General features: G+C 65.4%; 17 protein-coding genes. 9 read left to right on the top strand and 8 right to left on the bottom strand.

Annotated elements, in window-relative coordinates; all coding sequences use genetic code 11:
- Nucleotides 1–182: 182 nt before the first annotated feature.
- On the top strand, nucleotides 183–1703 hold the full coding sequence (locus ACIGJB_RS07255) for an amino acid permease (protein ID WP_483732026.1): 1521 nt from the start codon (nucleotides 183–185) through the stop codon (nucleotides 1701–1703).
- 40 nt (nucleotides 1704–1743) lie between these two features.
- Here ACIGJB_RS07255 and ACIGJB_RS07250 read toward each other — a convergent pair whose 3' ends face one another.
- The 6 genes from ACIGJB_RS07250 to ACIGJB_RS07225 all read right to left on the bottom strand — a co-directional run bounded on the left by ACIGJB_RS07250 (nucleotide 1744) and on the right by ACIGJB_RS07225 (nucleotide 8691).
- Complete coding sequence (locus tag ACIGJB_RS07250; protein WP_483732025.1) at nucleotides 1744–2457, bottom strand: ABC transporter ATP-binding protein; 714 nt, start codon at nucleotides 2455–2457, stop codon at nucleotides 1744–1746.
- Nucleotides 2457–3230, bottom strand: coding sequence for an ABC transporter ATP-binding protein (locus ACIGJB_RS07245; protein WP_483732024.1), 774 nt, complete (start codon nucleotides 3228–3230; stop codon nucleotides 2457–2459). The genes ACIGJB_RS07250 and ACIGJB_RS07245 overlap by 1 nt, the downstream gene beginning before the upstream one ends.
- Nucleotides 3227–4546: a branched-chain amino acid ABC transporter permease gene (locus ACIGJB_RS07240; protein WP_483732023.1), complete on the bottom strand. Its 1320-nt coding sequence runs from the start codon at nucleotides 4544–4546 to the stop codon at nucleotides 3227–3229. The genes ACIGJB_RS07245 and ACIGJB_RS07240 overlap by 4 nt, the downstream gene beginning before the upstream one ends.
- A 3-nt stretch (nucleotides 4547–4549) precedes the next feature.
- Nucleotides 4550–5497, bottom strand: coding sequence for a branched-chain amino acid ABC transporter permease (locus tag ACIGJB_RS07235; RefSeq protein WP_483732022.1), 948 nt, complete (start codon nucleotides 5495–5497; stop codon nucleotides 4550–4552).
- A gap of 167 nt (nucleotides 5498–5664) precedes the next feature.
- Nucleotides 5665–6915, bottom strand: coding sequence for a branched-chain amino acid ABC transporter substrate-binding protein (locus tag ACIGJB_RS07230; RefSeq protein ID WP_483732021.1), 1251 nt, complete (start codon nucleotides 6913–6915; stop codon nucleotides 5665–5667).
- A gap of 150 nt (nucleotides 6916–7065) precedes the next feature.
- A complete protein-coding gene (locus ACIGJB_RS07225) occupies nucleotides 7066–8691 on the bottom strand; it encodes a 3-(methylthio)propionyl-CoA ligase (protein WP_483732020.1) in 1626 nt (541 codons plus the stop codon).
- Nucleotides 8692–9074: 383 nt separating this feature from the next.
- On the opposite strand from ACIGJB_RS07225, the gene ACIGJB_RS07220 reads away from it, so the two are divergent.
- The 6 genes from ACIGJB_RS07220 to ACIGJB_RS07195 all read left to right on the top strand — a co-directional run bounded on the left by ACIGJB_RS07220 (nucleotide 9075) and on the right by ACIGJB_RS07195 (nucleotide 13302).
- Nucleotides 9075–10637: a protein adenylyltransferase SelO gene (locus ACIGJB_RS07220; RefSeq protein WP_483732019.1), complete on the top strand. Its 1563-nt coding sequence runs from the start codon at nucleotides 9075–9077 to the stop codon at nucleotides 10635–10637.
- A 116-nt stretch (nucleotides 10638–10753) separates the two neighbouring features.
- The gene (gene msrB, locus ACIGJB_RS07215) at nucleotides 10754–11164 is read left to right on the top strand and encodes a peptide-methionine (R)-S-oxide reductase MsrB (RefSeq protein ID WP_483711251.1); all 411 of its coding nucleotides are present in this window, start codon (nucleotides 10754–10756) and stop codon (nucleotides 11162–11164) included.
- Nucleotides 11165–11240: 76 nt separating this feature from the next.
- Nucleotides 11241–11780 carry a septation protein A gene (locus ACIGJB_RS07210; RefSeq protein WP_483711250.1) on the top strand — a complete coding sequence of 180 codons (540 nt, stop codon included), beginning with the start codon at nucleotides 11241–11243 and terminating at the stop codon, nucleotides 11778–11780.
- Between the two features lie 66 nt (nucleotides 11781–11846).
- Complete coding sequence (locus tag ACIGJB_RS07205) at nucleotides 11847–12161, top strand: BolA family protein (RefSeq protein ID WP_483732018.1); 315 nt, start codon at nucleotides 11847–11849, stop codon at nucleotides 12159–12161.
- Between the two features lie 4 nt (nucleotides 12162–12165).
- Nucleotides 12166–12960 (top strand): peptidylprolyl isomerase, encoded by a 795-nt coding sequence (locus tag ACIGJB_RS07200; RefSeq protein WP_483732017.1) that lies wholly within the window; start codon nucleotides 12166–12168, stop codon nucleotides 12958–12960.
- Nucleotides 12961–13011: 51 nt separating this feature from the next.
- Entirely contained in the window at nucleotides 13012–13302 is a 291-nt protein-coding gene (locus tag ACIGJB_RS07195) for a hypothetical protein (RefSeq protein WP_483732016.1), read from the top strand.
- 450 nt (nucleotides 13303–13752) lie between these two features.
- Here ACIGJB_RS07195 and purL read toward each other — a convergent pair whose 3' ends face one another.
- Nucleotides 13753–17799 carry a phosphoribosylformylglycinamidine synthase gene (purL, locus tag ACIGJB_RS07190; protein WP_483732015.1) on the bottom strand — a complete coding sequence of 1349 codons (4047 nt, stop codon included), beginning with the start codon at nucleotides 17797–17799 and terminating at the stop codon, nucleotides 13753–13755.
- Nucleotides 17800–18002: 203 nt separating this feature from the next.
- Entirely contained in the window at nucleotides 18003–18608 is a 606-nt protein-coding gene (locus ACIGJB_RS07185) for a winged helix DNA-binding protein (RefSeq protein WP_483732014.1), read from the bottom strand.
- Between the two features lie 176 nt (nucleotides 18609–18784).
- Here ACIGJB_RS07185 and ACIGJB_RS07180 point away from each other — a divergent pair, with 176 nt between their 5' ends.
- Both ACIGJB_RS07180 and ACIGJB_RS07175 read left to right on the top strand, forming a co-directional pair.
- Nucleotides 18785–20140 (top strand): amidase, encoded by a 1356-nt coding sequence (locus tag ACIGJB_RS07180; RefSeq protein ID WP_483732274.1) that lies wholly within the window; start codon nucleotides 18785–18787, stop codon nucleotides 20138–20140.
- Between the two features lie 38 nt (nucleotides 20141–20178).
- Complete coding sequence (locus ACIGJB_RS07175; protein ID WP_483732013.1) at nucleotides 20179–21759, top strand: NAD(P)H-hydrate dehydratase; 1581 nt, start codon at nucleotides 20179–20181, stop codon at nucleotides 21757–21759.
- The last annotated feature ends 51 nt before the right edge of the window (nucleotides 21760–21810 follow it).

Raw genomic sequence — 21810 nt, 5'->3', positions numbered from 1 at the left:
TCTCCGTGATGCCGATTCCGGCACTTTGCTGTCGCCAGCCGGGTGAATCCCATCCCAGTATGCGACTTTATTTGATGTTGCCCGACGATCCGCTAGAAAAGACAAGTTAGACTCGCGCCTTTTCGTTTTACCCGTCCGGACATCCAAAAGAGGTCCGTACTTGTGAAGTTCCAGCGACCCTGATGTCTTCCCACTCCCATCCTCATCCGCACCAGCATCCTGTCGTCGAGCATGACGACCTCCAGCGCAAGCTCAAGGCGCGCCATCTCACCATGATCGCCATCGGCGGCGCCGTGGGCACCGGGCTGTTCGTCGCCTCGGGCGCCTCCATCGCGCAGGCCGGCCCTGGCGGCGCATTGCTGATGTATGCGCTGCTCGGCTTCATGGTGTATTGCCTGATGACGAGTCTCGGCGAACTGGCCGTCCACATGCCGGTGGCCGGTTCCTTCGTCACCTACAGTGCGCTCTATGTCGACGAAGGCTTCGGCTTTGCACTCGGCTGGAACTACTGGTTCAGCCTGGCCGTGACCATTGCCGTGGAACTCACCGCGGCGCAGCTCGTGATGCAGTACTGGTTTCCCGGCATGCCGGGCGTGGCCTGGAGCGCGGGCTTCCTGTTGCTGATGTTCGCGCTCAATGCGTTCTCGGTGCGCGGCTTCGGCGAGGCGGAGTACTGGTTCGCGCTGATCAAGGTGATCACGGTGATCGTGTTCCTGGGCGTAGGCCTGCTGATGATCTTCGGCATCATGAAAGGCGGCCCGCAATCGGGCTGGCACAACTTCACGCTCGGCGACGCGCCGTTCGTCGGCGGCATACCAGCCATGATCGGCGTGGCGATGATCGCGGGCTTCTCGTTCCAGGGCACCGAGACGGTCGGCGTGGCGGCCGGCGAGGCGGAGAACCCGGCCCAGACCATTCCGCGTGCGATCCGGCAAACCTTCTGGCGCATCCTGCTGTTCTATGTGATCGCGATCCTGATCATCGGCGTGCTGATTCCCTATACCGACCCGAACCTGCTGCGCAATGACGTGACCGACGTCGGCGTGAGTCCGTTCGCACTGGTGTTCCGCCACGCCGGGCTGGCCTTTGCCGCGGGCCTGATGAATGCCGTGGTGCTGACCGCGCTGCTGTCGGCCGGCACGTCGAGCATGTATGTCTCCACGCGCATTCTCTACGGCCTGGCCGTGAGCGGCCGCGCGCCGCGCTGGCTCGGCAAGCTGACCGTGAGCGGCGTGCCGTTCAATGCGCTGCTGGTCACCACCGCCATCGGCGCGCTGTGCTTCTTCAGCTCGCTGTTCGGCGACAAGGCCGTGTACCTGTGGCTGCTGAACACGTCGGCCATGACGGGGTTCTTCGCATGGTTCGGCATCGCCCTGAGCCACTACCGCTTTCGCCGCGGGCTGGTCTATCAGGGCTACGACGTCAGTGCGCTGGCTTACCATTCGCCGCTGTATCCGTTTGGCCCCATCTTCGCCGGGGTGCTGTGCCTGGTCATCGTGGCCGGACAGAACTATCAGGCCTTTGGGGACATTCCGAATCGCTGGCCCGAGATCATCGCCACCTATATCGGCGTGCCGGTGTTCCTGGCGCTGTGGCTCGGCTACCGCATCGTCAGGAAGACGCGGCTGATCGACTATGAGGATATGCCGTTCGAGCTGCCGAAGCCCGCTGTTCCCACGAGCAAGCAGACCGCGAAAGTGTGATGTCTGCCGCGGCCGGACAACGCCGGCCGCGGCAGCTTTGCTACACCTCCAGCCACTCCTTGCGCACCTGCGCATTCGCCTTCAGTTCCGTCGGCGTGCCCTCGAACACGATATGCCCATGGCCCATCACGTACACCCGCTGCGAGATATCGAGCGCGATGGCCAGCTTCTGTTCGATCAGCAGCACCGACACGCCCCGCTCCTTCAGCGTCTTGAGGTAGTCGCCCACCAGCGTCACGATCATCGGCGCCAGGCCTTCGGTCGGTTCGTCGATCAGGATCAGGTCGGGATCGCCCATCAGCGTGCGGCACAGCGTCAGCATCTGCTGCTCGCCGCCTGACAGCACGCCTGCCGCGGTGTTCTCTCGCTCCTTCAGGCGCGGGAACATGTCAAACATATCGTTGATGGACCAGCGTGGTTTTGCCTGTCGAGGGTTGCGCTTCTCGCCGAGCAGCAGGTTCTGCCGCACCGTAAGCGTCGGGAAGATGTCGCGGTTCTCCGGCACGTAGCCGATGCCGAGATGGGCGATTTCGAAAGTGCGGCGGCCCAGAATCTCCTCGTCGCGGAAGCGCACAGAGCCCTCCGCCTTGACCATGCCCAAAATGGCCTTGGCCATGGTCGAGCGCCCCACCCCATTACGCCCGAGCAGCGCGACGATTTCGCCTTCGTCGATATGCGCGTCCACGCCGTGGAGGATGTGGCTCTTGCCGTAGTAGGCGTGCAGCCCCGTGACGTCCAGCATGCGCTTTGCCATCAGTGCGCTCCTTCGGTGGCGCCTTCGTCCAGCGTGGTACCCAGGTAAGCCTCCTTGACCTTACGGTTGTTGCGGATGGCCTGCGGCGTGTCGGTGGCGATCACCTCGCCATAGACCAGCACCGAGATGCGGTCAGCCAGTCCGAACACCACGCTCATGTCATGCTCCACCATCACCAGCGTCTTGCCAGCTGTGACCTTGCGGATCAGCTCGACCGCATGGTCCGATTCCGAGCGGCTCATGCCGGCCGTGGGCTCATCGAGCAGGATCACGTCGGCGCCGCCGGCGATGGTGATGCCGATTTCCAGCGCACGCTGCTCCGCGTAGGTGAGCAGCCCCGCCTGCGAGTCGCGCCGGTGCTGCATGCCGATGAGCTCGAGCACTTCGTCGGCGCGCTCGCGCGCGTCGCGCAGCGCCGACAGGCGGTGCCAGAACGAGTACTTGTAGCCAAGCGACCAGAGCACCGCGCAGCGCAGGTTCTCGAACACCGACAGGCGGTGGAAGATATTGGTGATCTGGAAGCTGCGCGACAGCCCCATGCGGTTGATGGCGAACGGCTGCAGCCCGCCGATCTCCTGTCCGTTCAGGCGCACCGAGCCGGTGGTCGGCGCGAAGCGCCCCGAAATCAGGTTGAACGTGGTCGACTTGCCGGCGCCGTTGGGCCCGATCAGCGCGTGGCGCTCACCCCTCGGAATCGACAGGTTCACGCCGCGGATGATTTCCGTCTGGCCGAACTTCTTGCGTACATCGGTCAGTTCCAGTGCGGCTGTCATGCCTTGCCTCCTGCCATTTCGCCCTGCACCTTGTCCCACGCGGCGCGCACGCGCGCTGCCGCCATGCGCCATGCCAGCAGCCCGGCCACCCACAGCACGGCGGCAACCGCCCACGGTATCGGCGTGCCCGCATCGAAGCCGATGCCGAACAGCGACATGCCGGTCCCGTTGGCGCTGTCGACCTGGACCTTGTAGACCAGTTCCACGGTCAGGATCATGGCCGCCAGCAACACCACGCCCGCTGCCGCGCCGCGCGCGTAAGACGGCAGCATCTGCCGGAACTTGCCCTTCGCCAGAAGCGGCATCTGCATCAGCAGCAGGCTGGCAATGCCGCCCGGCACGAACATCACCATCAGCACGAAAAACAGGCCCAGGTACAGCAGCCAGGCCTTGGTCAGGTCCGACAGCGCGACCGCGAACAGCATGAAGACCACCGCGCCGATGATCGGCCCGAAGAACACGCCCGCGCCGCCGATAAACGCCGCCAGCAGCACGCCGCCGGAGCGCACCGCGCTGACGTTCTCGGCCGAGACGATTTCGAAGTTGATCGCCGACAGCGCGCCCGAGATGCCCGCGAAGAACGCCGACAGGATCAGCACCAGATAGCGCACGCGCTGCGTGTTGTAGCCGATGAACTCGACGCGCTCGGGGTTGTCGCGCACCGCGTTGGCAATGCGGCCGAGCGGCGTCTGCGTCCACGCATACATCGCCACCATCGACACCAGGCACCATGCCGCGATCAGGTAGTACACCTGGCGCCCGGGACCGAAGGTGATGCCGAGGAACGGGTCGCCCACCACGCGGTTGGTCGAGATGCCGCCCTCGCCGCCGAAGAAATCGGGGAACATCAGCGAACTGGCGAACACCATCTCGCCGATGCCCATGGTGATCATGGCGAACGTGGTGCCGGACTTCTTCGTGGTCACGTAGCCGAACAGCACGCCGAAGAAGGCGCCAGCGACGCCGCCCACCAGCGGCAGCATTGACACCGGCAGCCACACCTGGCCCGCGCCGACCATATTGAGCACGTGCACGGCAATGAAGGCGCCCAGCCCCGAATACACCGCGTGCCCGAACGACAGCATGCCGGTCTGGCCGAGCAGCATGTTGTAGGACAGCGCGAAGATGATCATGATGCCCATCTGGGACATCAGCGTGATTGCAAATCCGCCGGTGAAGATCAGCGGCAGCACCAGCATGACCAGCACGGTCATGCCCCAGATCAGCCAGCGCGCCAGGTTCAGCGGCTTGTAATGCACGGTACGGCCGGTCACGATTGCATCACGGCGTTGTTCCATCGTGGTTTCGACTCTCATGGCTCAGCTCTCCCGGGTTCCCATCAGGCCGCGCGGCCGGAAGATCAGCATCAGCACCAGCAGCAGGTATGGCAGCACCGGGGCCACCTGCGCCACGGTGAGCTTCCACAGCGAATAGAACGGCGTGGCGTCGGTCACGGCCAGTCCAATGCTGCTGAAGAGCCCTGCCAGCGACGCATCGATGGTCACCGCAAAGGTCTGCAGTACCCCGATCAGGATCGACGCGATAAACGCGCCCACCAGCGAGCCCATGCCGCCCACCACCGCCACGACGAAGACAATGGAGCCGACCGCCGCCGCCATCGATGGCTCGGTGACAAAGGCATTGCCTCCGATCACGCCGGCCAGCCCCGCCAGCGCGGCGCCGCCGCCGAACACCATCATGAATACGCGCGGCACGTTGTGGCCGAGCGCCTCGACCATCTCCGGGTGCGTCAGCGCGGCCTGGATCACCAGGCCGATGCGCGTGCGCGTGAGCACGAGATAGATCGCCACCAGCATCCCGAGCGAGACCAGCATCATGAAGGCGCGGTATTTCGGGAACGATGAGGTAAAGACCGTAAACAGCGGGCCATCGAGTTCGGCGGGGATGCGATACGGCACCGCGGCCAGGCCCCACACAAGCTTGACGCCCTCCTCGATCAGGTAGGCCAGCCCGAACGTGAACAGCAGTTCGGCGACGTGTCCGTACTTGTGCACGGTGCGCAGGCCGAAGCGTTCCACCAGTGCGCCGGCACCGGCCACCAGCAGCGGCGCCAGGATCAGCGCCGGCCAGAATCCGATCTTGCTGGCCACGGTATAGGCAAAGTAGGCCCCGAGCATATAGAAGCTGGCGTGCGCGAAATTGAGCACGCCCATCATGCTGAAGATCAGGGTGAGGCCTGAAGAGAGCATGAACAGCAGCAGCCCGTAGCTGATGCCATTCAGCAGTGAGATGACGAAGAATTCCACAACGTATCCTTCAATCCGGCTGCGCCGCGGCACAGCCATCCGGTTTCGACAAGGGCGAGCGCCATCCAGCCGGATGCGTGGCACCCGGACGCTCCCCCATTTCAACCGAAAGTATGCTGGATCGGGCGGCCGGCTTTATGCTGCCGGCCGGCCCGCCGTGGGCAGGATCAGCCCGGCCGCTTCATCTGGCACGAAGTCGGCTGCGCCGCGACGTACTGGTCCATCAGCGCATTGGTCTTCCAGCCGTAGCCGGTGTTCTCCTGGTCGTACTTGACGTCCTTGCCGTTGACCTTGGTCCAGGTGGCCACCACCAGCGATTGCTGCGCCTGGTGATCGGATTTACGCATCTCCACCTGGCCGTTCATGCTGTCGACCTTGACGCCCTCCAAGGCCTTGGCCACCTTGACCGGGTCGGTGGAACCGCTGTCCTTGACGGCCTTGGCGAGCATGGCCACGCCGGTGTAGGCGGCCATCACGTAGAAGTCGTCGTTGTACTTCTTCTTGTACCCCTCGATGATGTCCGAGCCCTTGAAGCCCTCGTTGTTCGCGTTGAAGTAGCCGACGTACTTGACGTGCTCCGCACCGGCCGAACCCATCGCGGTCGGCACGCCGGTGGTGCCGGCGTAGTACGTGTAGTAGTTGGTGGTCAGCCCGGCGTCCTTGCCGGCCTTGATCAGCAGCGCCAGGTCACTGCCCCAGTTGCCGGTGATGACGGTATCGGCACCCGAGGCCTTGATCTTGGCCGCATACGGCGCAAAGTCCTTCACCTGCGCCAGCGGATGCAGGTCTTCGCCGACGATCTGGATATCCGGGCGCTTGCGCTTCAGGTAGTCCTTGGCCGCGCGCGCCACCTGATGGCCGAATGAGTAGTTCTGGTTGATCAGGTAGACCTTCTTGACGTTGGGGTCCTTGGCCAGGTACGTGGTCAGGGCTTCCATCTTCATGTCGGAGTTGGCGTCGAGCCGGAAATGCCAGTAGTTGCACTTACTGTTGGTCATGTCCGGATCCACCGCGGCGTAGTTCAGGTAGACGATTTCCTTGCCCGGATTGCGTTCATTGTGCTTGGCCACCGCGTCTTCCAGCGCCATGCCCACCGACGAGCCATTGCCCTGCACGATGTAGCGGATGCCCTGGTCGGCCACCTGCTTCAGGATGGTCAGGCTCTCCTGCGGCGACAGCTTGTTGTCGAAGCCGACCACCTCGAACTTGTGCGGGCCGCCCCATCCCTTCTGGTTGGCCACCTCGGCGACGTACTGCCAGCTTTTGAGCTGGTTCTGCCCAACGGGGGCCATGAGCCCCGAGAGCGGATCGATGAAGGCAATCTTCACCGTATCCGCGAGTGCCGTGCCCGAAACCAGCGCAGAACCCAGTGCCGCGAACGCGGCCACGCCGGCCACCAGCGGACGCATTTTGGTCATACCTGTCTCCTTCACTCTTGTCGTTGGCTTGTCATCGATCATCGATTGCGGCTTGCCGGGCGGGACTTCCAGCGCTTTGCACGCGCCCGCCGGTGCCCCGCCCTCGCCGTGCCGCAAGCAGGCACGGCGTGGCGGATGCCCGTTTCCGCCTCAGGCTATCGGCAGGCGGTAGTCCTTGAACTGGTCGCGCAGCTTGAGCTTCTGCATCTTGCCGGTCGCGGTCAGCGGGATCTCGCTGACGAAGGCCACGTCGTCGGGAATCCACCATTTGGCGACCTTGCCCTCGAAGAATTTCAGCAACTCTTCTTTGGTGACTTCGGCGTTCGGCTTCTTGACCACGACGAGCAGCGGGCGCTCGTCCCACTTCGGGTGGTACACCGAAATGCAGGCGGCCATATGCACGGCCGGATGGGCCGCGGCCACGTTCTCGATATCGATCGACGAAATCCATTCGCCGCCGGACTTGATCACGTCCTTGCTGCGGTCGGTGATCTGCATGTAGCCGTCGGGGTCGATCGTGGCCACGTCGCCGGTCGGGAACCAGCCGTCGACCAGCGGGTTCGCGTCGTTGCGGAAGTAGCGCTCGATGATCCACGGGCCGCGCACCATCAGGTCGCCGAAGGCCTTGCCGTCCCACGGCATCTCGTTGCCATCGCCATCGACGATCTTCATGTCGACGCCGTAGATGACGCGGCCTTGCTTCTCGAGAATCTTGTGCCGGTCGGCGTCGGACAAGGCCTCGTGCTTCGCCAGCAGCTTGCAAGAGGTGCCCAGCGGCGACATCTCGGTCATGCCCCAGGCGTGGATCACCTCGACGTCCAGCGCCTCGAGCGCGCGGATCATGGCGGGCGGCGCGGCCGAGCCGCCGATCACGGTGCGGTGGAAGGTCGAAAAGGCGAGCTTGTTGGCCTGCACGTGCTGCAGCAGGCCCAGCCATACCGTCGGCACGCCGGCGGAGAACGTGACCTTCTCCTGCTCGAACAATTCATAGAGCGACGCGCCGTCCAGCTTGGGGCCCGGGAACACCAGCTTGGCGCCGACCAGCGGCACCGAATACGGCAAGCCCCAGGCATTGACGTGGAACATCGGCACGACGGGCAGGATCACGTCGCGTGCCGAGCAGCCCAGCGCATCGGGCAGCGCCGACGCATAGGAATGCAGGACCGTCGACCGATGCGAGTACAAGGCACCCTTCGGGTTGCCGGTGGTGCCCGAGGTGTAGCACAGGCTCGACGCCAGGTTCTCGTCGAACTGTGGCCATTCGTAGTTGCCGTCCTGGGCGTCGACCAGGTCCTCGTAGCACAGCAGATTCGCCTTGGATTCGGCCGGCATATGGGCGCGGTCGCTCATCAGCACCCAGCCCTTCACGTTCGGGCAGTGCGGTGCCACGCCTTCCACCAGCGGCAGGAAAGTCAGGTCGAAGAAGACATAGCCGTCTTCGGCGTGGTTGACGATATAGGCAATCTGTTCGGGAAACAGGCGCGGGTTGATGGTGTGGCACACGGCGCCCATGCCGGACACGCCGTAGTAGATCTCCAGGTGGCGATAGCCATTCCAGGCCAGCGTGCCAACGCGCTCGCCCTGCTTCACCCCGAGCGCGCCAAGCGCCTGGGCCACCTTGCGCGCGCGCAGCTCGCAGTCGCGATAGGTATAGCGATGCAGGTCGCCTTCAGTACGTCGCGAGACGATTTCGGTGCCGCCGTAATAACGGGCAGCGTGCTTGATGATCGAGGAAATGAGCAGCGGCGCGCTCATCATTTGACCCATCAATGCCATGAAACAGTCTCCTGAATTTTAGTAATTTTCTTTTGAAAACGAACAACCGTTCTATTTTTTGGCGATTGTTCCCACACCCTGGATCGACGTCAACGGGATTCCGTTGTGCACTGCGATATTCGAGGCCGCAATCCTGCGAGGTTCATGCACCGGATTCATCGAGGCAATCAATGAGAAGAAGATTGCGTTGACAAGGCAGCCTGGCGGGCCGGATCCGGATGTGGAAGTACAATACTGCGAGCCATGTTGCGCCTCAACATGTCGTTTTCCCTAGCACGCAAGCGCACTTCCGGGACAAACAGCATGCCGGCGCTGCACCGCCCACACGCGGCATTCGCTAGTCAATGCCTGGAAACCATCGCCGCGCGGTCCGCCCCCAGCCAATGTCCGATACCCTGAATCCATCTTCCGCCCAGCGCGATGCCGCCGGCAACAGCGCAACGTTCGGGGCGCCATTCCGAACGACGCCCGGCTTTGCCGAACTTGGCGAGCGCTTTTTCACGCGTCTGCGCCCCACGCCACTGCCCTCGCCCTACCTCGTCAGCATCGCGCCGTCCGCCGCTGCGCTGCTCGGCATGCCCGCCGCAGCATCGGCGCAGCCCGAGTTCATTGAAACGTTCGTTGGCAACAGCGTTCCCGCATGGGCTGACCCGCTGGCCACCGTGTACTCGGGGCACCAGTTCGGCGTCTGGGCGGGGCAGCTTGGCGATGGCCGTGCGATCCGCCTGGCGCAGGCGCAGACCGATGCCGGCCCGTGGGAGATCCAGCTCAAGGGTGCGGGGCTCACGCCCTATTCACGCATGGCAGACGGCCGCGCGGTGCTGCGCTCGTCGATCCGCGAGTACCTGTGTTCGGAAGCCATGGCGGCGCTCGGCGTGCCAACCACGCGCGCGCTGAGCATCATCGGTTCCGACGCGCCGGTGCGGCGCGAGACCATCGAGACCGCGGCCGTGGTGACGCGGCTTGCGCCCACGTTTATCCGCTTTGGGCACTTCGAGCACTTTGCCGCGCACGACGACGTGGCCGCCGTGCGCCAGCTTGCCGATTTCGTCATCGACAATTTCATGCCGGGCTGCCGCGAGTCCGCCCAGCCTTACCAGGCACTGCTGCGCGAGGTCGCGCTGCGCACCGCCGACATGGTGGCGCACTGGCAGGCGATCGGCTTCTGCCATGGCGTGATGAACACCGACAATATGTCGATTCTCGGCCTGACCATCGACTACGGTCCGTTCGGTTTCCTCGACGCGTTCGATGCCAACCATATCTGCAATCACTCGGACACGCAGGGCCGCTACGCGTACAGCCAGCAACCGCAGGTCGCATTTTGGAACCTGCATTGCCTCGCGCAGGCGCTGCTGCCGCTGTGGCTGGAGCCGGACGCCGGCGACGCCGCGCGCGATGCCGCCGTGGCGCAGGCGCGCGAGGCGCTCGACCCGTTCCGCGACCGCTACGCCAGCGAGTTCTTCCGCCACTACCGGGCCAAGCTCGGGCTGAGCCAGCCCGCCGGCGGCGACAAGGAAGACGAGCCGCTGCTGACCAGCGTGTTCCAGCTTTTGCACCAGCAGCACGTGGACTACACCTTGTTCTGGCGCAACCTGGCCCATATCTCATCGGTGGATGGCACCAGCGACGCGCCGGTGCGCGACTTGTTCCTTGACCGTGCCGCCTGGGACGCATGGGCGGAAGACTACCGGGCCAGGCTCCGGGCCGAACAGTCGAACGATACCGCCCGGCGGGCCGCGATGCTGGCGGTCAATCCCAAGTACGTGCTGCGCAACCATCTTGCCGAAACCGCCATCCGCCACGCGCGGGCCAAGGATTTCAGCGAGGTGGACAAGCTGCTTGCGGTGCTGTCGCGTCCCTTCGACGAACAACCGGAATCGGAGGCCTACGCGGCGCTGCCGCCGGACTGGGCGTCGGGCCTGGAAGTGAGCTGCTCGTCGTGAAGTCGGCCGGACGCCAGCCGGCACGCCTGTCCGGGCTGGTGTAAGGTTCCGACCACGGCCGCGACCAATGCGTGAGGCCGGCATGGCACGCCAGCCCCCTACCGAAAGGATCCAGCATGACTACAAGCAAGACCGACGCCGAATGGCGCGAGCAACTCTCCGACATCGAATACCGCGTAGCGCGCGAGTCCGCGACTGAACGCCCGTTCACGGGCCGCTACTGGGATCACTGGGACAACGGCATCTACAAGTGCGTAGGCTGCGGCACCCCGCTGTTCGAATCGGCCACCAAGTTCGATGCCGGCTGCGGCTGGCCCAGCTACTTCCGGCCCATCAACGGCGAGGTGATCGCGGAGCACGCCGACCACACGCATGGCATGGTGCGCGTCGAAGTCCGCTGCAAGGAATGCGGCAGCCATCTCGGCCACGTATTCGAAGATGGCCCCGCGCCGACCGGACTTCGCTATTGCATCAACTCCGCTGCGTTAAAATTCGACGATCGCGACCCGGCTGAGCGCGACGGCTGACGCACACGCGCCCGGCCGTGCAGCCGGCCCGCGGGCCGGGCGCGCTGCCGGGCTCGCCAACCCAGGCTATTCCTGCATGAAATTCCTTTTCGACCTGTTTCCGGTCATCCTTTTCTTTGCCGCCTTCAAGCTGGCCGGCATCTACACCGCCACGGCCGTGGCCATCGGCGCCACCGTGCTGCAGATTGGCTGGGTATGGCTGCGCCACCGCAAGGTGGAGCCGATGCAGTGGGTCAGCCTGCTGATCATCGGCGTGTTCGGGGGCGCCACGCTGGTGCTGCACAACGAGACCTTCATCAAGTGGAAGCCGACCGTGCTGTACTGGATGTTCGCCGTGGCGCTGATCGGCTCGGTGATCGGCTGGCGCAAGAACCTGATCCGCGCCATGATGGAAAAGCAGGTCACACTGCCCGACCCGGTATGGGGCCGCCTCAATGCGGCCTGGGCGACGTTCTTCGCCGCCATGGGCCTGCTGAACCTGTATGTGGCCTTCCAGTTCTCCACGGACGTCTGGGTGAACTTCAAGCTGTTTGGCAGCATGGGGCTGATGCTTGTCTTCATCATCGCGCAAAGCGTCTGGCTGTCGCGCCACATGCAGGAAAACACGCCGGACTAAACGCCTGCGCCACATTTGCGAGGCCGGGGTTTCCGGGCCTCGCCTCAATATCCCCGAGGAATACACATGGCAGCTGATCCCGCCAGTATCGAGGCGATGCTGCGCGAAGCGCTCGCCCCCAGCCACCTGGTCGTGCGCGACGACAGCGCGTTGCATGCCGGCCACGCCGGCGCGGCATCCGGCGGTGGCCACTATGACGTGACCATCGTCAGCGAGCGCTTTACAGGCCACTCCCGCGTGGCGCGGCACCGCATGGTGTATGATGCGCTGCGCGGTCTGTTCCCCACGCAGATCCACGCTTTGGCCGTGACCGCGTTCACCGATCAAGAATTTCAATCCCGCGAAACTTCACGCGGTTCTTCCAGCAACTCTCAGAACTGATTCCATGAAGACCACCGTCCTCTCGTTCAGCCTGGCGGCTGTGCTCGCTGCCGGCAGCCTGCCCGCAGCCGCCCAGAATGCCGCGGTCGTGAATGGCAAGGCCATTCCCTCGGCCAAGCTGGACAAGCTGATCGCCGGCACCGGCCAGCCCGAAAACCCGGAGTTGCGGGACCGTGCGCGCAGCATGCTGATCGACCGCGAACTGCTGGTGCAGGAAGCCAACAAGCGCGGCCTGACCCAGCGTGACGACGTGCAGGAGCAGCTGGAACAAGCCCGCCTGAACGTGCTGGCCGGCGCGGTGTTCGAAGACTACGTGAAGACCCACGGCGCCAGCGACGCCGAACTGCGCAAGCAGTACGACAAGATCAAGTCTCAGTTCGGCAACGGCAAGGAATACCACGTGCGTCACATCCTCGTGGAGAAGGAAGCCGACGCCAAGGCCATCATCGCCAAGATCAAGGCCGGCGCCAAGTTCGAGGACATGGCCAAGGCCTCGTCCAAGGACCCGGGCTCGGCGGCCAACGGCGGCGACCTGGACTGGGCCAACAGCAGCAGCTACGTACCGGAATTTTCGGCGGCCATGACGGGTCTGAAGAAAGGCCAGATGACCGATACGCCGGTCAAGACCCAGTTCGGCTGGCACATCATCGAACTCGTCGACACCCGCGACGCCAAGATCCCGAGCTTCGAAGAGGTCAAGCCCCAGCTGATGCAGATGATGATGGGTGACCAGAACTGGCAGCGCGAGCAGTTCCAGGCCATGATGAAGACCCTCAAGGACAAGGCCAAGATCCAGTAACGTTGCAGGCCGGAGCCCCCGCCCGCCTGCAGACTAGAAGGAAGCAGCAGCGTGGAGCCTCAAGCCGGCTACTGGCAACTCTGGCATCTCTCTTCCCGGGGCATGTGCTATTGCGCGCTTGCCTCGGCCTCGCTTGACGGCGCCGCCCCCGGGTGGCGCGCGCTCCATCAGCACCTGCCGTTGCGGGACCGTTATGCACCGGAGAAGATTCTCCGGGCCGTGGTCGCCTACAAGGAATCGCGCGGCGAAATCATTCCCCTCAAGGATTGTGAGCGGCATCGACTGCTGCACTTCGCGTATGCGTCGTGGAGTTCGCGGCTGATGGCGCCGTTGGGCGAATGAATTTGTTGGCTTGGCAGCCGCTGCTGTTCCGCCGGCGTAGCCGGCGGGTCACTTTTTGTCCAAGCGACAAAAAGTAACCAAAAAACGCGTTTTCCTGCGGGCACCAGCCCAAGCCCGAAACAGCCACCTCCTTCGAAACCGCCATTCTCGGAGTGGCACCCCTTGGAGAGGGCGTGTCAATGCGAGCAGCCGCAGTGCAAGTCCCGCCTTGAAGACATGAAAAGGGCCGAGGCCCTGCTCCCGCTTTGAGAGCATCTAGCCCCGGACCACTCCCGGTTCGGCGATTTCGAAGGAGGTGGTCCCGACGAGCTTGGGCTTATGCCCGCGGGAAACGCGCTCTTTGGTTACTTTCTGTCGCTCGGACAGAAAGTGACTCGCCGGCTACGCCGGCGAAACAGCAGCACATGTCAAGCACGACAGGCGATCAGCGACCGCCTGCAGTATGCACAGTCACCCCACCCACTTCCTCGCATTCCTGAACATCCGCATCCACGGGCTGGCACCGTCGGCCACCTGCTTCCACGCATCCGGCGCCCAGCTCATAGTCGCGGCGCGGAACACGCGTTCCGGGTGCGGCATCAGCACGGTGAAGCGGCCATCGGTCGTCGTCACCGAAGTGATGCCATCCGGCGAGCCATTCGGATTCAACGGATAGGTCTGCGTGACGGCCCCGTGGTTGTCGACAAAGCGCAGCGCCACATTAGCCTTTCCGATCTCGCCCTGTTGCGAGAAATCGGCAAACCCTTCGCCATGCGCGACGACGATCGGAATGCGGCTGCCTTCCATGCCGGCGAAGAAGATCGACGGCGACTGCTGCACTTCCACCGTGACGTAGCGCGCTTCGTACTGCTCCGACTGGTTGCGCGTGAACTTCGGCCAGGCCCCGGCACCGGGGATGATCGGGGCCAGGTTGCTCATCATCTGGCAACCATTGCACACGCCCAGCGCGAAAGTGTCCTGGCGGTTGAAGAAGGCCGCGAACTGCTCGGCCATCTGCGCATTGAACAGGATGGTCTTGGCCCAGCCTTCGCCCGCGCCCAGCACGTCGCCGTAGCTGAAGCCCCCGCACGCGACAAAGCCCTTGAAGTCAGCCAGGTTGGCACGGCCGGCGATCAGGTCGCTCATATGGACATCGTGCGTATCAAAGCCCGCGCGGTCCATGCTGTAAGCCATCTCGATCTGCGAGTTGACGCCCTGCTCGCGCAGGATGGCCACGCGCGGACGGGCGCCGGTCGCGACGAACGGCGCGGCGATGTCCTCGGCCAGATCGAAAGTCAGCACCGGGCTGATGCCGGGGTCGGCGGCGTCCAGCAGGCGGTCGTATTCGCTGTCCGCGCAGACGGGGTTGTCGCGCAGGCGCGCGATGCGCCAGCTGACCTCGCTCCAGTTGCGCTGCAGGTCGGTGCGCGAGGCCCCGAACACCTTCTTGGCGTCGCGATAGATCTCGATCTGGTCGGTCGCGTTGGGCTTGCCGACCACATGGCTGCATGCCGACAGGCCGGCTTCGCGCAGCACCGCGAACACGGCGTCGCGTTCCTGCAGGCGCACCTGCACCACCGCGCCCAGTTCTTCCGAGAACAGCGCGCGCAGGGTCTGGTCGTTGCGGCGCTCGGCGATCTGCTGGGCCCAGTTCTTGGCGTCGCCATAGTCCTGTTCCTGCTGCGGATCGAGTGCCAGCATGTCGACGTTCAGCGAGATCCCGCAGTGGCCGGCAAACGCCATTTCCGCGAGCGCGGCGATAAAGCCGCCGTCGGAGCGGTCGTGGTACGCCAGCAGCTTGCCCTCGCTATTCAGGCGCTGGATCACATTGAAGAAGTTCTTCAGGTCTTCAGCGCTGTCCACATCGGGCGCGCTGTCGCCGACTTGCTGCGTAACCTGCGCCAGGATGCTGCCGCCCATGCGGTTCTTGCCGCGGCCCAGGTCGATGCCGATCAGCACCGTATCGCCCGTGTCGGTCCGCAGTTGCGGCGTCAGCGTGCGGTTGACGTCGTCCACGGCGGCGAAGGCCGAGATGATCAGCGAGACCGGCGCCACCACTTCCTTGGCCACGCCCTCATCCTGCCACTTGGTGCGCATCGACAGCGAATCCTTGCCCACCGGGATGCTGATGCCGAGTGCCGGGCACAGCTCCATGCCAACGGCATACACGGTGTCGTACAGCTTCGCGTCTTCGCCTTCCACGCCGCAAGCGGCCATCCAGTTGGCGGACAGCTTGACCTTGCCCAGGTCCTTGACCGGCGCCGCCGCCAGGTTGGTCAGCGCTTCACCGATCGCCATGCGGCCCGAGGCCGGGGCGTTGATCACGGCCAGCGGCGTGCGCTCGCCCATGGTCATCGCCTCGCCGGCGTTGCCCTTGTAGTCGAGCGTGGTCACGGCCACGTCGGCCACCGGCACCTGCCACGGGCCGACCATCTGGTCGCGCGCGTTCATGCCGCCCACGGTGCGGTCGCCGATGCTGATCAGGAACGACTTGTTGGCCACGGTCGGGTGACGCAGCACGTCGCGCACGGCCTGTTCCAGCGAGATGCCGGTGACGTCCACTGCCGGCAGCGACTGCTCGACGCGCGTCACGTCGCGATGCATGCGCGGCGGCTTGCCCAGCAGCACATCCATCGGCATGTCGACCGTGAAGTGTTCCTTGAGCGCGGCGTCGACATGCGAATCGACCAGCTGCAGCTGCTTTTCCTCGGTGGCCACGCCGACCACGGCGAACGGCGAACGCTCGCGCTCGCACATGGCCTGGAACTGGGGGAAACTGTCCGGCGCAATGGCCAGTACGTAGCGTTCCTGCGATTCGTTGCACCAGATTTCGGCCGGCGACAGGCCGGACTCTTCCAGGTGCACCTTGCGCAGGTCGAAGCGGGCACCACGGCCGGCGCCGTCCACCACTTCGGGGAACGCGTTCGAAATGCCACCCGCGCCGACGTCGTGGATCGACAGGATCGGGTTCTGGTCGCCAAGCTGCCAGCAGGCGTTGATCACTTCCTGCGCACGGCGCTCCATTTCCGGGTTGCCGCGCTGGACTGAATCGAAATCGAGGTCGGCGGTGTTGGTGCCGGTCGCCATCGAACTGGCGGCGCCGCCGCCCATGCCGATGCGCATGCCCGGGCCACCCAGCTGGATCAGCAGCGTGCCGGCCGGCAGGTCGTTCTTGTGCGTGTGGCTGGCGTCGATATTGCCGATGCCGCCCGCGATCATGATGGGCTTGTGGTAGCCGCGCACGGTGCCGCCCACGTTCTGCTCGTAGACGCGGAAGTAGCCGCCCAGGTTGGCGCGGCCGAATTCGTTGTTGAACGCGGCGCCGCCGAGCGGGCCTTCAATCATGATCTGCAGCGGCGAGGCGATGCGGTCCGGCTTGCCGGTCACGCCGGCCTTGTCGTCGGGGTTGCGGTGCGCCACCGGCTGGGCCGCGTCGCGGTCGTTCTCCCACGACTCGACGGCCTCTGGCAGCATCAGGTTCGACACCGTGAAGCCGGTCAGGCCGGCCTTGGGCTTGGCGCCGCGGCCGGTCGCGCCCTCGTCGCGGATTTCACCGCCGGCGCCCGTGGAGGCCCCCGGGAACGGCGAGATCGCGGTCGGGTGGTTGTGCGTCTCGACCTTCATCAGCGTATGGGTCAGCGCCTCGTGGCGGCCATATTGATGGGCCTCGCCGCGCGGGAACCAGCGCTCGGCCATGCCGCCTTCCATCACGGCGGAGTTGTCCGAATAGGCGACGATCGAGCCCTGCGGGTTGAGCTGGTGCGTGTTGCGGATCATCGCGAACAGCGACTTGTCCTGCTGCACGCCGTCGATGGTCCAGGTGGCGTTGAAGATCTTGTGGCGGCAATGCTCGCTGTTGGCCTGCGCGAACATCATCAGCTCGACGTCGGTCGGATTGCGCTCCAGCTTGGCGTAGGCCTCGATCAGGTAATCGATCTCGTCCTCGGACAGGGCCAGGCCCATGGCCACGTTGGCCTCGGCCAGCGCGCCGCGGCCCGTGGAGATGTCGATGAAGCGCAGCGGCTTGGCCGGCAGTTCCTGGAACAGTCCGGCGGCATCCTCACGCGAGGCGATCACCGTTTCGGTCATGCGGTCGAACAGGTGCGCGGCGACGGCGGCACGCGTGCCGGCATCCAGCGTCTTGCGCCCGCGCAGCAGGCCCTTCTTGCAGATCACCGTGATCTCGATGCCGCGCTCGATGCGATGCACGTGCGTCAGGCCGCAGTTGTGCGCGATGTCGGTGGCCTTGCTGGCCCACGGCGAAATCGTGCCGAAACGCGGAATCACGACGAAGCGGTCGCCCTCCGGCTGCTCGGCGAACGGCGCGCCGTAGGTCAGCAGCGCGGCAATGCGGCCCTGGTCTTCCGTGGACAGCGGGGTGTCCGAGTCAACGAAATGGAGGAACTGGCCGTGCACCGATTCGATATCGGTGTCGATCTGCCGCAGGGCGGTGAGCAGGCGTTGCTGGCGGAAGGCGGAAAGCGCCAAAGCGCCGGGGAAGCATGAAAAATGCGCCATGATCGTAGCGGTCGGGAGGCGAAGGAGGAGGTAGGGGCTGCTGCTTGCCGGCACCGCTGTATGGGATGCCGGCCGGCGGGAAACCGCTATTGTACCTTGTCGGCACCCGGATTTTGCACTGCGCCATCACGGGCGCCCCGTGTTACGCCGCGCCGTGATAATGCCTATGCATCACTTTTACCAAGGCCGCATGCTTCCAGATCTTAAAGTGACGTTGCCGAGCGCGCCGCCTGCTCGTATAGCCCGGTCAGCACGCGCATCAACCGCGCGAGTTCGCCGATCTCGGCGTTTTCCTCGCTGCCTTCGGTGAAGTTGCTGGTCAGGCATTGCTCGCGGATTTCGCGGTAGCGCGCGCAGGCTTCGGTACCTTCCGGCGTGGTCGAATAGGTGGCCTCTTTGCCGACTCTTTCGCCCGTCACCAGCCCCAGCCCCTGGAGCTTCTTCAGCGCGTAGGTCACCAGGTGGGTGTCCTCGACGTTCAGCACGAAGCAGACATCGGCCAGGCGCTTGGCCCGGCCGCGGTGGTTGACATGGTGCAGCACCAGCACGTCGAGGAAGGTCAGGTCGCGCACGCCGGCCGCGCCCATGCAGCGCACCACCCAGCGGCTGTAGGCGTTGTACGCGGTGTTCAGGCCGAACTCGAACTCGGACAGCTCCGGGCTGCGCGCCGACACGAGATGCGACGACGACACGATGTTGGTGCCCGCCGCGCGCGACAGCGAGGTGGCGGACTTGACGGTGGCGTTGTCCGGCGCGGGGATGAGGTCCGCTTCGGCGGCCGGACCGGACGCGGCGGGCTTGCGTGCCATGGGGAATGCTCCTTGCAACGTTGCACGGGAGCCGCCGGGCCATGCCCGCGGTGACGTTCCCGCTAATTTTGGCTTGACAGTTTATCGGCAAATTATGAGCATGAGTGCCTGACAAGAACAGGCAGGGCTCGCACGGCAGCGCCTGGAGCCATCGCACCCTGCCCGCCTCCACGCCGATGCTTCCAGACCTCAACACACTGAACACCCGCCTGCGCGAAGGCGCCACCAGCCGCGCCGAACTGATCGAGGCGGCAGCCACGGTGGCAGCCGGAGAGCGCGCACAAGCCGTGTTCCTGCACAGCACCTTCGACAGCGCGATCCAGACCGCCCGTGCCGCCGATGCCGCGTGCCGAGCGGGCAAGCGCCTGCACCCGCTCGCGGGCCTGCCGGTCTCGGTGAAGGATCTCTTCGACGTAGCCGGCGAGGTCACGCGCGCGGCGTCGGCGGTGCGCCACGACGCCGCGCCAGCCAGCGCCGATGCCGCCGTGGTCGCCCGCCTGCGACAGGCCGGCGCGGCCGTTGTCGGCCGCACCAACATGACCGAGTTCGCGTTCTCGGGTGTGGGCATCAACCCCCATTTCGGCACGCCGGTGAACCCGGCCAGCGCGGACGGCATCGCGCGCATCCCTGGCGGATCGTCGTCCGGCGCCGCAGTCTCGGTGGCGCTCGGTCTGGCGGTAGCCGCGCTCGGCAGCGATACCGGAGGATCGATCCGCATTCCGGCAGCCCTGTGCGGCCTGACCGGTTTCAAGCCGACCACGCGCCGCGTGCCGCTGACCGGGGCCTTTCCGCTGTCCTATACGCTGGACACCGCATGCGCCATGGCCCGCACCGTCAACGACTGCCTGCTGGTCGACAGCGTGATCGCCGACAGCGCACTGGTGCCGAGCGCCCCGGCTCCGGCGGCCATCCGGCTGGCCATCCCGCGCCAGGTGTTGCTGGACGACCTCGATCCCGTGGTCGCACGTGCGTTCGATCGCGCGCTAGGACGGCTCTCCGCCGCTGGCGTGCAACTGGAACACACGGACCTGCCCGAGTTGGCCGAACTGCCGGGGCTGAACGCCGCGGGCGGCTTCAGCGCCGCGGAGGCATATGCGATCCACCGCCAGACGCTCGCTGCCCGGCGCGAACTCTACGACCCCCGTGTCGCGATGCGCATCGATCGTGGCGCCGCCATGGCTGCGGCCGACTATGTGGACCTTGCCCGTGCGCGCATTGACTGGATCGCGCGGGTCGAGTCTCGCCTGGCACGCTTCGACGCAGTGATCTGCCCTACCGTGCCGATGGTGGCGCCCGCCATCGAGCCGCTGCGCAGCGATGACGACCTGTTCTTCCGCACCAACGCGCTGCTGCTGCGCAATCCCTCGGCCTTCAACTTCCTTGATGGCTGTTCGATTTCGCTGCCCTGCCATGCCCCCGACGAACTTCCCGTTGGCCTGATGCTGTCCCATGGTCCAATGCGCGATGCCCATTTGCTAGGCACCGCGCTCGCACTGGAAGGCATCGTGCAACCGGGCCTGCGCGGCGAATAGGCGCGCCGCTACGCGACCGTCCTTCGGCTTGTTCGTCAATGGATCCCACGCAAACCTGCTCCCCCATCCCGGCCGAAGGCTGGACCGCGCTGGCCGCCGACGCGTCAGAGGCCATCCCGCTCTACGACGTCGACACCCTGCGGCGCATCGAGAACGCTGCGTTCGCGCGCCTGCCGTCGTTTGAGTTGATGTCTCGCGCCGGCGGTGCCGCCGCCGGCTGGCTGGCGCAGCACGCGCCGCAAGGATTGCTGCTGTTCCTGGCAGGCCCCGGCAATAACGGCGGCGACGCGCTGGTGGCCGCGACACGCCTGCACCAGAACGGCCGTGATGTTCAGGTCTGGCTCACCGCCGATCCCACACACATGCCAGCCGATGCTGCGCGCGCATGGCAGGAAGCCGACGCTGCGGGCGTGCCCATGCATGCCGTGCCGCAGACGGCCCCGTGGCCCGACCGGATGGCGGCCGTTGTCGACGGCCTGCTCGGCATCGGCCTGAACCGCCCCGCGGGCGGCGCTATCGCCGAGTGGATCGCGCGCCTTGCACAAGCGCCCGCACCAGTATTCGCGCTCGATATCCCAAGCGGCCTGTTTGCCGATACCGGTGCCGGTGATCCCGCGGTACGCGCCTGCCGCACGCTCACTTTTATCGGCGCCAAGCCTGGCCTGCTCACACTCGATGGGCGCGACTGCACGGGCAATATCGATATCGCACCGCTTGGCCTCGACTATCCGCCGGTGCAGACGCCGCGCGCATGGGTGAACGGGCCCGCGCTGTTCCGGCACGCGCTGCCGGCACGTCGGCACGCCGTCAACAAAGGCACGTTCGGCTCGCTCGCAATCCTCGGCGGCAACACCGGCATGACTGGCGCCCCGTTGCTCGGCGCGCGTGCGGCGCAGTGTCTTGGCGCAGGCAAGGTCCACATCGGCTTTCTCGCGCCGTCCGCGCCTGCCATCGATCCGCTTCACCCGGAACTGATGCTGCATCCACAATCCGAACTGGCCATCAGCGCGATGTCGGCCCTTGTCATCGGGCCAGGGATGGGTACGGATGCCGGCGCGCGCAAGGCCCTCGCGCAATGGCTGGAAGACGCCGGCCGAAGCGCATCGCCGCCATCGCTGGTGCTCGATGCGGACGCACTCAATCTGCTCGCCGCCGATGCCGGCCTGGCCGCCACGCTGTCCGCTTCGGAGTTGCCACGCGTCATGACGCCGCATCCGCTCGAAGCAGCGCGCCTGCTGGGCACCACCGTCGCAGCGGTACAGCGCGACCGCCTGGCCGCCGCCGCGGCGCTGGCGGCACAGTGGCAGGCCGTCGTCATAGTCAAAGGCTCGGGATCCGTGATTGCCGCCCCCCGCACATCAGCCATGACGATCAACCCGACCGGCAACGCGGCGCTCGCGAGCGCCGGGACTGGCGACGTGCTGGCCGGCATGGCAGGCGCCCTGCTAGCCCAAGGCATGCCGCTACTGCACGCCGCGCAGGCGGCCGTATGGATCCATGGGCGCGCGGCAGACATGCTGGTTGCAAATGGGAGTGGACCGGCCGGACTCACGGCAAGCGAACTGCACTTCCCGGCGCGTTCGATCCTGAATGCGCTGTTGCGCGCTGAGGCCGCATAGCGCAGCACGGTTGTACCGGTGCATCAACGAACACAATTGCACCGTATCATC

The sequence above is a fragment of the Cupriavidus sp. C2SS-8b genome, from assembly GCF_057073745.1.
This window is presented reverse-complemented; position numbering and strand designations above follow the sequence as displayed.